The sequence below is a fragment of the Rhizobium sp. BK312 genome (assembly GCF_014193605.1).
Lineage (GTDB): Bacteria > Pseudomonadota > Alphaproteobacteria > Rhizobiales > Rhizobiaceae > Rhizobium.
Genome location: NZ_JACHZP010000011.1, coordinates 74,184 through 87,125 on the forward strand (window position 1 = coordinate 74,184; position 12,942 = coordinate 87,125).

General features: G+C 57.1%; 9 protein-coding genes. 2 read left to right on the top strand and 7 right to left on the bottom strand.

Going from position 1 to position 12,942, the window contains the following annotated elements:
* Positions 1–16 precede the first annotated feature (16 nt).
* The 4 genes from FHT85_RS26155 to FHT85_RS26170 all read right to left on the bottom strand — a co-directional run bounded on the left by FHT85_RS26155 (position 17) and on the right by FHT85_RS26170 (position 5,098).
* A complete protein-coding gene (locus FHT85_RS26155; protein ID WP_246780100.1) occupies positions 17–1,132 on the bottom strand; it encodes a TniQ family protein in 1,116 nt (371 codons plus the stop codon).
* Positions 1,129–2,046: a TniB family NTP-binding protein gene (locus FHT85_RS26160; RefSeq protein ID WP_210293885.1), complete on the bottom strand. Its 918-nt coding sequence runs from the start codon at positions 2,044–2,046 to the stop codon at positions 1,129–1,131. Before FHT85_RS26160 ends, FHT85_RS26155 begins: the two co-directional genes overlap by 4 nt.
* A complete protein-coding gene (locus FHT85_RS26165; protein WP_183774447.1) occupies positions 2,043–3,683 on the bottom strand; it encodes a Mu transposase C-terminal domain-containing protein in 1,641 nt (546 codons plus the stop codon). The genes FHT85_RS26160 and FHT85_RS26165 overlap by 4 nt, the downstream gene beginning before the upstream one ends.
* A 422-nt stretch (positions 3,684–4,105) precedes the next feature.
* On the bottom strand, positions 4,106–5,098 hold the full coding sequence (locus FHT85_RS26170; RefSeq protein ID WP_183774450.1) for a DUF1963 domain-containing protein: 993 nt from the start codon (positions 5,096–5,098) through the stop codon (positions 4,106–4,108).
* Between the two features lie 210 nt (positions 5,099–5,308).
* Here FHT85_RS26170 and FHT85_RS26175 point away from each other — a divergent pair, with 210 nt between their 5' ends.
* Positions 5,309–6,481, top strand: coding sequence for a site-specific integrase (locus FHT85_RS26175; RefSeq protein ID WP_183774453.1), 1,173 nt, complete (start codon positions 5,309–5,311; stop codon positions 6,479–6,481).
* A gap of 417 nt (positions 6,482–6,898) precedes the next feature.
* Complete coding sequence (locus tag FHT85_RS26180; protein WP_183774456.1) at positions 6,899–8,029, top strand: serine hydrolase domain-containing protein; 1,131 nt, start codon at positions 6,899–6,901, stop codon at positions 8,027–8,029.
* Between the two features lie 1,137 nt (positions 8,030–9,166).
* Here FHT85_RS26180 and repC read toward each other — a convergent pair.
* The 3 genes from repC to repA form a co-directional block, all read right to left on the bottom strand.
* Positions 9,167–10,381 carry a plasmid replication protein RepC gene (gene repC / locus FHT85_RS26185; RefSeq protein ID WP_183774458.1) on the bottom strand — a complete coding sequence of 405 codons (1,215 nt, stop codon included), beginning with the start codon at positions 10,379–10,381 and terminating at the stop codon, positions 9,167–9,169.
* A gap of 155 nt (positions 10,382–10,536) precedes the next feature.
* Positions 10,537–11,559 (bottom strand): plasmid partitioning protein RepB, encoded by a 1,023-nt coding sequence (gene repB, locus FHT85_RS26190; protein WP_183774461.1) that lies wholly within the window; start codon positions 11,557–11,559, stop codon positions 10,537–10,539.
* The gene (gene repA, locus FHT85_RS26195; RefSeq protein ID WP_112339644.1) at positions 11,556–12,770 is read right to left on the bottom strand and encodes a plasmid partitioning protein RepA; all 1,215 of its coding nucleotides are present in this window, start codon (positions 12,768–12,770) and stop codon (positions 11,556–11,558) included. Before repA ends, repB begins: the two co-directional genes overlap by 4 nt.
* Between the last annotated feature and the right edge of the window lie 172 nt (positions 12,771–12,942).

A 12,942-nucleotide genomic window follows, 5' to 3' on the forward strand; every position in this document is an offset into this window, starting at 1 on the left:
GCGAGGATGAGATTATTCAAGGTGCATCGTTGCTGTCGTGCTCGCTCTTGAGTGCGCGGTTCATAAGGCGACCGAGCTTTCTATCCCGCACCCTCCCCTTCATCGCCAAAATGCCCTTCCAATCGGCGCTTGCCAGGATCTCTTCCGCCAAACGCTGATACTCGACGTCTGGCTTGAGCCTGAGCTTTGAGGCAATGCGCGTTACTCGCTCAGGGGGTGCCTCGGCGTGCTGTGGTAGTGATTTGCGTTTACGATCGGCGAATTCCCGCTCGAGGTAAGCCGGTGGCGCTCCGAACCATTTCCTTGCCTGCACTACATCAAGCAGTTGAGCTGCGGCCACGAATGTCGCGATACGCCATGGTAGCGAGAGGGTGGCTAGCGAGTTGCAGCGTGCCGTGAAAGCAGGAAGGCGCCCAAAGGGAAGCTTTAGGTCAAGCCAGGCGATAAACGGTTTGCCGTCCGCCTGCGAGGATGACCACAAGGTTTCGATCGCAGTTTCCATCTCGCTCAGTGCAACGCTGCCCTTGCTCCCCTCGATTGCGGCCCGTATTGCGGCCGTCACCATGAGAAGGAAATCCGTTTTGGCCGGCCCTTCGATTTTCATCTGCGCGCCCGTTACCGCAGTGAAGCAGTGTCCGCAAATGAGCTTCGCCCCATCTTCGATGTATTCGAAGCGGAACTGGCCCCGTGTGAAACAGTGGCCACACCAATCTTGCAGCATGCAGCGATGTTTCCGGCAAACCGCCGTCTCGACATAAGCCCATTCACGCCGAAGATAGTGATCCCTGCCTGCAGATACATCCTCGTCAAGACAATCGTGGCAAGTCCCCCAATCCCGACAGTCCTTGACATACCAATCGATCGGCCTCGCCGACCGGCTCAGGATCATTGTTTCGACCTCAGCGATGTTTAATCTCGCGGTGCGCGCCCATAATTTGAGGGCCAGCGGCTCCGGGCGAAAATCCTGCAATTCGAAACTGCCGAAAACCGGCCGCTGATCTTCGTGCCCCAGCCAATGCTCGATCTCCGCCGACGTGCACCCGTAGCGGCAGGCCACTCTTGCTTGCCAGGAAGAGATCAGTTCATCCGTGTAAGGCCGCGGCACGATTGGCAGGAGGGGGATTTGCCTCATCGCGCCGATTGCCGTTGGAGCGAACGTTCCGACTGCCGAACCATAGCCACAAGCGGCAGCACAAGGTCGTCGCGGCTGAAGCTGTCCGCGGTGATAGATTCGCTGCCGTCGCGGATGGCGTCGGTCGCAACGGTCTCCATCAGCCGAAATATGCGCACAGTCACGCCATCCGTGAGCTCAAGAACCCGCCGGCGAACCGCAGGAGAGGTCACTGCCGACGGCCTCCGTAGTGGAAAAATAGACGCCAGGCTCGAAAGAAGCTGGGTAAGGCGCTGATCGTTCGACCAACGCTCAAGATGAAACGCCTCAAACCGCTCGGCAAGCTGCGGGTCGGTCAGCAGGGCCTGCCGGGCAAGATCCGTGCCCGCGCAGATCAGCGGCACCTTTAGGTCGTTGGCCAGAAAGCGGATCACATTGAGAAAAATCCGCTGCTGGCGAAACGTACCGGTCAGCATTGCGTGGATCTCGTCGATAACAAGCATTCGCACGCCCATCCTACGCATCAGGCTACGGCAGACCGCTTTGAGACGGAATGCAGCGTCGCCGTTCGCTCCAGGCGCGCCGAGCGCATTCAAGAGTTCGCCATAGACATCCCGCTCCAAAGGCTCTGCGGGCATCTGCATCGTCACGACCGGCATGAAGGTTACGCCCGTTCCCCTGTCGAACGTCGCGGGGTGATCGCGTAAAAACTTACGGATGATTTTTGTCTTTCCCATGCCGGTGTCGCCGTACAGGAGCAGACAGGGCATGCGATCCCGCGGAGGATAGGAAAGCAGATCCTCGAGCCGTAGCAATGCCAAATTTGCCTGAGCTGTTTCGAGCCAACGATCCGCTCGAATCCAGGCGATCCTCTCACCGTCGCTCAACTCGGCATGACTCCGGTAGGCCGGCAGAAGGTGGGCATACTCGCTCATGACCATTCCTCCACTGCCAATGGCTGCACGTCGATGCAAACATCGTCTTCGTCATCCGGTTCCGGCAAATCGGTAGTCCGATCAGAGGCTGCCAAAGCACGTTCTTTCCGCTCGAGATGGCGGCGCATGGTCCGGGTCTGTTGAACGGCAGTTTCCATTAGCCGCCGTTGCTCAGCGATGGTTTCGAAAATCAGATGCTCGTCGACAGCTGCGGCGCCACGCGCCCTCAAGGCGGCACGGGCCAGGCGATGTTCGCCAAGCGTAATCGGCGGCCGGTCTAGGGCCGCAAAACGCACCGGCCAGATCGACCCGTCTTCCTGCTCTAGGTATACGCAGGAGAGATCGCGCGGATCGTACTTGACCCGCGCCGGACGCAACGATCGCCCAGCCAACGGGCTGAGAACGTCATCCCAATAACGAATTCCGAACAGATGCAGGCCGTCCCTGCGAATGCTGCGTTCCTCATAGGGGAGAAAGTCGAGCAGAAACCGTTCCGGATCATGCGGCAGGCGTAAGGGTTGGGGGCGGGCAGCCTTAGCATCTTCCCATGCCGCTCGCGGCGGAAGCAGCAAAGCGCTGTGAACGTCGGCGTGGTAGCGGCCGACGATCTGAAGGGCCAGCCATTTCTCCAATTCGTCGAGCGTCATCGCGGCATGCTTCTGCGGGTCGTAGGAGCCTCGCTTGGCGATGTCGCTCGAAGTGGAACCTGGCAGTAGATGCACCGAGCCCATCACGGTCCCGATCAGCCGTTCGATATGACCGCCGTAGTGCGGGCGTGCAACGGGCCGGTACATCAATTCGATCCCGTGCTCAGATGCTCCCCGAACAAGGGCTTTGCCGTGGAACTCTGAGCCGTTGTCAAGGTGAATGACGTCGGGCAATCCGAAAACCGGCCATTCGACATCGATGCCCTTCGCTTGCAGCCAAGGTTCTTTTGGCATCACCATGTGCTGGATCACCAGGGCTACCGATGTCGACGATGGGCTTTCCAAGCTGAGGTAAAAGCCGGCGACCATCCTGCTGGCAATATCGATGGCCAAGGTGAGCCAGGGACGCTGAAGCGGCTTTCGGCTAATGGCATCCACGATAAACAAATCCACGAGGGTATGATCGATCTGCACCACCTGTTGAGCGTGGTGAGCATTATACTCGTAAATGACCGCATCGAACTTTTGCCTGGCAGTCTTCACCCCTTCCCTCGCTTGAAGGAGTCTTCTTGGATCCGCTCGATCTATTCGAGCTCGCACAGCTTTCCATGATGGTGGGCGAAGGCCACGCTCATAACAGAGTTGCCGCACCCGATCATGAAGGGCGGTCACCGTTGGCTTCTCACGTTTGCTGTATGTATCAAAAATTGCCATATTGATTGTGGATTCAATCTCAGGATGCAGGAGCGCCCTGCCCTTCGGTGGGCCAGGAATATCCGTAAGCAATGAGCTCGTGACAGGCGAGGCACGATACCGGCTCAGCAGTGTGTAGAAACGTGTCCGGCCTATCCTTAGCTCGCGGCACGCTGCGCCAACTTCCAAAGGCGAGAGACGGGTCAACAATGACAATGGTCGAATGACTTGTTCGCGCAACACGGCCTTCAGCCACGCTGCGTCGTCGACCGTAAGCTTGTCTCGTTTACGGCTCATCGGCAATCACCCTTACTACAATTGGCAAATCAGGCTAGAATCCTCTGATCCTGGCCAAGTTCGCTGAATTAGGATGAGCTACTATTGCTACAAAACAAAGACATGCAGTCCTGTGAATGAAGAAGACCGACACGCTTTGTCGGTATTCCTGGATGTCTGGTATTCCGGCCCTTTAGGCAGATTCCGGCGAGCATCGGCAGAAATCTGCTCTTTGAGAGCCACGATTGCAGACGGCTGCTTTTCGCCCTGAGCGGACGCGGCGGTCGGAAATCCTGACATCGAAATCAGAATTGATAATGCTGTTACAGATTGTGTTCGGTAGGGTAGGGCCCCTCCTAACCATGAACATGTGCCGGATGCACGCAGCCGAACCGCTCCAATCCGACGTGGTGAAGGCTCAAGTCTGAGTACGCCTTGCCTTATTAGGTGAACTGAGAGGTTGCCACCGCTTGACCAAAGCGGCGAGCCTCGAGTTCACTTTCATCCACGAATATGAACATTGCGCCATCACCCCAGGTCGGCATGAGCCGCCAGAGATACGTCTCGGCATTGATTGTCAGCACATGCCGCCAACGCTCGCCGGCGGAAAGGACAGTCTTGGCGTAAGCCAGTTCGCTGTCTGCTTTACCGCTGGAGATCAATTCCACTTCGCCATGCATGTTTCCTTGAATCGGTTCCTCCCATCCACCAAGCTGATCACCGCCGCCCTCCTTCATCTCGAAGCGCTCATCCGCAAGGTCGATATAGGCGTGCTGGCTGAGACGCGGGCTGATCGACCAGCCAGAGACTGGAAAGAGCGGTTCGGACTTGACGTCGGCCTCCCAGGGCTCGGACTTCAGGGAGCCATAATCGCTCACCCCCTTCTGCCAAGCCTCGCGCACGACCTGCGGTGTCGCCCGGCGTTCCAGTCCACCCGCGTCACTCCACAAAAGAGAGATGCCCCCGCTGGGCGATTGCGTTCCATACCAGTCGGCGAAGGGATCATTGGACGCCCACAACATACCGCGATCCGGCAGGGAAGGATCGAAGCCGGCTTCGCGCGCCATGACCGAAAGGTTCACCTGCGCGAGAAAGGCCATGGGCGTCTCGTACGCCAGATGCTCGATGACGAATTCTACGCACGACACCACGTCGTCGGCGCCCGCGCCATTTGTGAGGTTCTTACGGAGCCTCTTCGCAGTGCCGTCGGGATCGGCCAGTGCAGGGCGGGTCGGCCATATGATCCCCGGTGGGAGGTCCGGCTCGCCTCCCACCTTACTTGCGCCCGTGAGGAGTGCTGCGTCGGCCACCGGATCAGCGTGGCGGAGCCAGATCGTCGGACGCGCCGTGTTGACAAGCGCACGCGATAGCGCCGCATCGAGGCCCAAAGTATCGCAGGCGCGCTTGATCGAGAGGAGATCAGCGAATGCGGTCATCTTCCATTCCTTCTATGACGTTCCACAAAATCGCAGGACGAAGAGTTTTGTGGCACCGCAATGTCCGCTGCTGGCGCGTTCCGGTCAACCAGGAGGATTTCACTGATACTGGCAGATAAGAAGCTGTATGATTACAAGGAAATCGATTCCGCTTAATCGAGCCGATAGACACCAATTAAGTCGGGGCAAATCACAGCGCCGGAGACGATCTTGCCGAAACCGAAATCCCTCCCCTCCCCCGCTGATCCGGTGCTGGCCCGCGCCGAAGAACTCGATGCGCTCGACGCTATTCTACCCTTTGCCCGGCGCGATCAACTGGCCTCACTGCTGACCGACGAGGATGTCGCCACCCTCAAGCATCTGGCCAAGCAGGGCATGGGTGACAACACGCTGCGGGCTCTCGCTTCCGATCTCGCCTATCTCGAGGCCTGGTGCGAGTTGGCGACAGGGAGCCCCCTCCCCTGGCCGGCGCCGGAGAGCCTGCTCCTGAAATTCGTCGCCCATCATCTCTGGGATCCGGTCGAACGGGCCGAGGATTCTTCCCACGGCATGCCTGATGACGTCGAGATCGGGTTGCGCGCCAAAGGCCTGCTGCGCGCCGAAGGCCCACACGCGCCCGATACCGTGAGGCGTCGCCTCACCTCATGGTCGATCCTCTCCCGCTGGCGTGGCCTAGCGGGATCCTTTACCGCTCCCTCGCTGAAGGCCGCATTGCGACTGGCAGTCCGCGCCGCACCGCGGCAACGCCGCCGCAAGAGCAGACGAGCGGTCACCGCCGACGTTCTGACAAAGCTGCTGGCCACCTGTAACGGCGAGCGCCTGGTCGATCTTCGCGATCGCGCCTTGCTGCTGACCGCCTTTGCCTCCGGCGGCCGCCGGCGCTCCGAAGTTGCCGGTCTGCGGGTCGAGGATCTGGTCGATGAAGACCAGGTCCATGCCGATCCACGAAACCCCGCCTCCCCCCTCCTGCCGTGTCTCACCGTTCATCTCGGCCGCACGAAGACGACGACGACTGAAGACCAGGCGCATGCCGTTCTGATCGGCCGGCCGGTTGTCGCGTTGAAGCGCTGGATTGAAGAATCAAGGATCGAGAGCGGACCGCTCTTCCGGCGGATCGACCAGTGGGGGAACATCGACCGGCGCGCGCTGACGCCGCAATCGGTCAATCTGATCCTGAAAAGCCGGTGCAAGCTGGCGGGGTTGGACGCAGAGATGTTTTCGGCGCATGGGCTGCGGTCCGGCTATCTGACCGAGGCGGCGAACCGCGGAGTGCCGCTGCAAGAAGCCATGCAGCAATCGCTGCACAAGTCAGTGACGCAGGCGGCGAGCTATTATAACAACGCCGAACTGAAGAACGGGCGGGCGGCGCGGTTGCTTGTATAGCGCCGCGTCCCGATTTCTCGGAAAGGCTGCTTGGATTTTCCTTGCAATTCTGGAGTTCTGCTCCATAAATGCGAGGATGATTAACCGTCGAATATCGTCCGAACTGAACGAACTGCTCCGTCGCTGCTGAGTTCACTCCTCTTTGTCGGATCACCGCGAGCCTTTCGCTCTTGTGGACGGCGGAATGTCGGCTCAACTAGATCCTGGGCCATCCGCGCTGACATCCCTCGCCTTCAAACTAGGTCCTGTTCGCTTCACCGAGATCCATCGGACACGTGGGGCCTACCCGAAGGCTGTATTCTTGGCCGATCAAGACTAGCGCAAGAGAGCAACTTTCCCATTCCCACGCCTTGTGGAACATTAGCTGCATGAGTAGTCCTGCTCTTGGCTACTCGGCACCATTGGAGGATGATTGCGATGAAGACGCGGATCGACGCGGTCGTGGAGAGGGCGATCATTGCCGGCAAGATCGTCGGCACTGTCGTAATTGTCGTTAGGGATGGAGAAACCGTCTATAGCCGTGCGGCCGGTTATGCCGATCGGGAAATAGAAAAGCCCATTGAAACCCGAACCATATTCCGGCTGGCGTCGGTGACCAAACCACTCGTAGCAGCGACTGCTCTGGCTCTTATCGATAAAGGTCGGCTAGCCCTTGGCAGCCTCGTGCGAGATTATCTTCCCTATTTCCGGCCCCGACAGCCAGATGGGAAAATAGCCGATATCACCATCAAACACCTGCTCACTCATACAGCAGGCCTCAGTTATGGGGCAGACCCCAAAACCACGCCACCGGAGCGGATGTTCAATAGCGGCCTTTCCGATACAGACCTCGATTTCCAGGAGAACTTCACCCGGCTATCGACCTTCCCGCTGCTGGCAGTGCCGGGCACACTTTGGTCTTACTCGATCGCCATCGATGTTCTTGGAGCGGTCATCGCGCAGATCGAAGGGTGTAGCCTCGATGAAGCGGTGCGTCGTCATGTAACCGGACCGCTCGGGATGAGCGACACGGGTTTCTCAGTCAGTGATCCCCGGCGACTTGCTACACCCTATGCCGATGGCGATCCCAAAGCTGTTAGAATGAGTGACCATCATCTAGTCCCGGACGATGATGGCAACTTGCTGACCTTTGCGCCAACCCGGCTGTTCAACCCAACGGCTTTCCAGTCCGGTGGCGCTGGTATGGTGGGGACGGCACCGGATCTGATCTCCTTTCTTGAAACCATCCGCCAAGGCGGGGCCCCCATCTTGAAGTCTGAGACGGCGAAAGCGGCACTCCTCAACCAGATAGGCGACATTCCACGCCCAGGCGAACCAGGACAGGGATTTTCCTTTTTGGGCGCGGTTATCCAGGACCCGGTTTTGGCAGAGTCTCCGATGTCGAAAGGATCGGTAACATGGGGCGGCGTCTATGGACACAGTTGGTTCATCGATCCTGTGAAAGGTATTTCTGCCGCAATCATGTCCAACACAGCGGTAGAGGGCTGCCTGGGAGCCTATCCGCGAGATATCGCCAACGCGATTTATACTACGTGGCGACAGCCGTGAAAGAGAAAGGTTCGGTATTGCGAGAACACAATAACGCCGTTAGCTGGTGAATTCTCATGTCGCCTGCTGTTCTAAAACGAGCAGCACCTCTTCTATACCTCCATCTGGAGTAGTTCGGCCAGCCTGCTCGTAGTGGCTCTGAGCACGATTGATAAAGGCCCACCTAAGTCAATTTGTCATCCATACAACTAGCCTCAGAATGCACGATTTAGTAAAAACCTTCGTTTTCAATGACTTAGAGTGGTGGTCAGCTGACCACAACAACGACGCCCGTCGCATTCAATCAGCTGCCGTTTGCCCCCGCGGCAAAGCCCTCGAAGTCGGTCAAATTACCCACCGGCCTCGAAAAACGTTTAATTTCAATGGATTATGCTGGTGGTCAGCTGACCACTAGAGGCTCCCTTCAGCATCTAAAGGATGTCACAGTTTCTGCGATTAGGGAATCAGCTGAAGCAAGGTTCGTGATTTCATAACCACGGGACGGAGCAGCACCCTGGGGAAGCGACTCATCCAATAGAGTTGCGTGTGCGTGTGGCAGCGTTTGCAGAAGAAGGTTATCGCCATCATGAAGCGGCCCGGCGTTCTCAGGCGTCGGCCCAACATGGCCATGCTCCAAACGGGACAAGTTGGTGGCAACGCGCCAAATGGATCGACGCAGCAAAGGCAAGAGCGAATTCGCGCTGGATGAGCTGTGCGTGGAATTGGCCGGGCCTGGTGAGCTGTGCCCGTCGCGCATCGGCCGAGCGATTTCTCCACGGGCTCGGCAATAGAAAAGTCTCAAGGCAAGCGAGCCATTGCGGCCTGAGATCACCTCGGCGGCGCGAGCTACGGATCGCGCGATGCCGGCGCTTCTTCAGCAAAGCTCTGACATGGCTGATTTCTATCGATGAAACCTCAGCCAATACCAAGCTGACTAAGCGCACTGAATAATTACTCGAAGGTCAGCGCTATCGCACCCAGTTACGTCAATGGAGAACCCCGATCCAAATTGCAGCCCGCGCTGCCACGACCTAACCGCACCTTGGATCGGAACTCAGCTCGTCTCCACGGTCTCGCGTGGCCATGTCGTCGTCCTCTTTTGCCGAATGCCGAAATTCATTCGACACGCTGCGGTGAGGTCGAATAATGCGATACGCGTTAGCCAGCCAGCGAATTCACATGTCCGTTAGCCTTTAGCAAGGCCATGATCATTGGCCCAAGCGAGAACTCACCTCGTTCGCTACGTCGAGTAAGATCCCTTAGATATCCGCCGGCAGAGTTGATAAAGTTAGCGCGCTCCAGCATGCATGCGACAGCCGCAGCTGCATTTTCTGGCCCCATCACCTCGCAAGCGTCTTGATACGCCGAAGGGCTTACGGCCAGCATAGAGCGAACAACCACTGCGGCCGACATCAGGTCCCGCCAGCTTCGGATTGCGCCGCCAGGCCCATAATCCGATATCGTTGGGCAGGCTTTCATCACGACACTTAGCGGAAAAGCTTTCATCGCCTCGCTCGGCGGTCGCGTGTTTCCACCGAACTTCGCGCCCTGCTCCTTTTCGGAGCTAGGTTCAAATTCATGTGTGGATTCGGTATTTGAATTCTGTTTGTGCCGCTCAATATGAGCATCATTGCTGCTTAAATTTTCGGAAATTGCTTGCATTTCCAACCGGTTGATTACTTCCTCTCGGAGCATCTCCATTTCTTCCAGGACAGCTCTGACATCCGGTAGTGTCGGCGCGCGCGGAATTCTGCCGACAATTGCCACATAAACATTCTCAACAGCTAGCCAGTCGCCCTCAGCACCCTCTTCGATGGCCACAGTGATGAGCTTTCGAACATCGCGCCGGCAAATCGTTAGATTCTCCTTCGCCCTCCTCAAATTTTCTCTATCAGCGAACACCTGTTGAGCAAGAGCCGCCAGTTCTTCTGAGCGTGCAAGGAGAGGGGATAGGTCGAAGCCAAAGGCATTCTCGATCTGCCCGTCTCCGTCCCTGCGGGCATAGCGCTTTCCGTTGGCACTATCCTTACGGATGATCAGCCCTGCTTCCACTAGCAACGCGAGATGCCTGCGCAAGGTGGCGCCCGACATGGCATGAGCCCGAAGCATAAGCTGGGCGTTCGAGGGAAACACAATCAATTGTGCATCCTGACTCAATTCGTTATCTGGATAAAAACTCAAAAGGGCATCAAGAACCGCGAGACTATTGGACTGAATCCCAAGCAGCTCCATCGCGGCCGACGCGTCCCTAAATACCTTCCATTTATCAACAGTCTTGCCGCGCTTTATCTCGGCCGTCGCCATCTGGCGACGCACAAGCGCAAGCGTCATCGGCCGCCGCCCAAATGGCGTCGTCACACTTCCCGTTCGCATCGTCTTTCACCTTTCAGCAGGCAAAAGAAATCAACTCACCAAAACGGTGCCAAAAACTCTTGACGAGGATTCGAGGAAATGCGATTCTGTTCTTGCTACAGAGACAGAAGGGCTTCCGCGACGGCGACGTTGAGGAGGCTCTTTTCTTTTGCGGGTTATTCTCCGTGTTTGCGTTGAATCTTGGTCCGATAATCTTGGTAGAGCGCCGGCAAACGCTCGAGCACAAAAGCAGCAAAGTCGGGCGTAGCTCTCCTATCGATCGTGATTTCCAGTTTCGACTTGCTTTGCGTCACCTGCGCAAGTCTGTCGCCATCAGGGGTCGACATCACATGAGGCAGGCCACGCGCCGGCCGGGCCGGCTTTAAGTGGGTCATCACGGCCTTAAATCGATCCGCAGACGGCAATGCTTGCACTGCCTCTGAGGTCGCGAATATGATTGCCTCCGAAGGATATTGAGCTTTTTCAACCAGCTCCGCTAGCTGCTGCCAGCTTGGGCGTCCAATGCCTGGCGCGGCGCCAATAGCATCGATAAGCTCTGAGGGGAGGGCGTCGACGAGAAGAAGCATTTTGGACAAATTGCTTTTGTCGATCGACATCGCAGCAATCACGATTTCCCGTGCAAACTGTTTGTTGAGCCGATGTGCAAAGCGCGCCTTCTCGATGAAGGTCAGATCTTGTCGCTCGTTGTTTTCTTGGCCTTGAGCTACAACAAGTTGCTCGTCGGTGAGCTCGCGAACGACTGCTTTCACAGGAAGACCGAGATCCGAAACGGCCCGCAGCCTGCGGTGCCCAAAGGCAACCTGATAGCGGCCCGACTGCTCGGGATGCGGTCTCACCAGAATTGGCACCTGCTGGCCCTGGTCGCGGATAGACGCTAAGAGACCGTCAATGTCGCCTTGCATCCGATCCTGAACGAAAGAGGGCTCAATCGACGAGGCTTCCAGCTCGACCACAGCCTGGCCTTCGGCAAGACGTCTCTCGATCTCCTCGGCACGGCTGAGCCGCTCATTTTGCTCGCGTAATGCGTTACCGATATTCGCAGTCAATTTCGTCGCTGGATCGCGCTCTTTCCTGGCAACTCCGAGGAGCGGCATGGAGCGGTTCTTGGCAGTTCTGCTTTCGATTGTCGCTGGGTCGGCAGTGTTCGTTGACACGCCAAGGATATCTTTTCGGCTCATGTGGGCCTACCCCATGCTTTTCTAATCAGCGTTTCAATCTCCCCGTTGACGGCATTCATTGCCTCTAGAGCTCGATCATAGGTCGACCGGGTAAACTGACTGCGCTCAACTTCAAAAAGGGTCTGGTTCGTCAGACCGGCATCGGAAACCGCCGTGGTTTTAAGCATCGGGAAATTCAGAACATTTTCCCCGAAGATGGAACGAAGATAACCGACCATCTGGTTTTGCGGACCATCGCTCGGCTCGAAGCGCGTTATCAGGTAGCGCATCCAATTAAACTTAAATTCGGCTCCGGCGTTCTCGATTTCCCGCAATAAGTTCGACGTCATTGCCAGGAACTGGTTCATCGACATGACATCGAGCATCTGCGGGTGTACGGTGACCAAGATGGATGTTGCCGCCGTAAGCGCCGACAGCGTGAGATAGCCCAACTGGGGAGGGCAATCGATGACGACGACGTCGTAATTCTCAGCTATATCTTCGATGACTTGACTGATTCGCCCGTAGAAGAGGGTGTCGCCTTCCTTCCGCTTCATCAGAGCGCGCGGGGTGTCATGCTCGAATTCCATTAGCTCAAGGTTCCCGGGTATCAGGTGCAGGTCGGGAATATAGGTCCCTCGAACGACTTGCTCGACCGGTACGCGCTCCTCATCGTATCGAATGGCGCCGTAAAGCGTCTCGTTTGGGCCAACGTCGGTCTCAGGCTGACTGCCGAAAAGGGCGGAAAGACTTGCCTGGGGATCGAGATCGATTGCCAGGACTCGGTATCCACGCATTGCCAGGTACTGGGCCAAATGCGCGGCCGTGGTCGTTTTTCCCGAGCCGCCCTTAAAATTCATCACGGAGATGACCTGCAACTGCTCGCCATCGCGACGATGTGGCAGGTAGCGCCGATTGCCGCGGCCGATTTGATCCATGTGCTTTCGCAGCGCATGAATATCTTCGATGGAAAAAGTTCGCCGTCCTCCGGGGCTAATGCTCACATTCAACTCTGGCATCTCCGAAGCGATCTGCCGCAGATAGGATTCGCCTACTCCTAGCAGTTTCGATGCTTCTGATGGCGCAAAAGTCCGAATGCCCTTCTCGGCGGTCGGGGGAAATACCTTAAGATGATGTGCTTGAAGTTGACTGGAGAGCGCATCGGCGTGGCGCTCCATCAACGCGGTCAGCCCTTCAACAACAGGTGCTATTTTTGCGGCGGTCTTCGCCATCTCAAAACCTATTTTTTGCTAGTGGCGGTATTTTTCGCAGAACCACCAAAGTTCCGCCAGTGCCACTAAGCGTCGATTCTGATCGGTGAGCAAGAGCTTTTTGGTTAACGGCACGTTAACCCGCGTTCGCCGAAATCTAGCAACAGCCTATATTGCTGAAGACTTTCCGAGC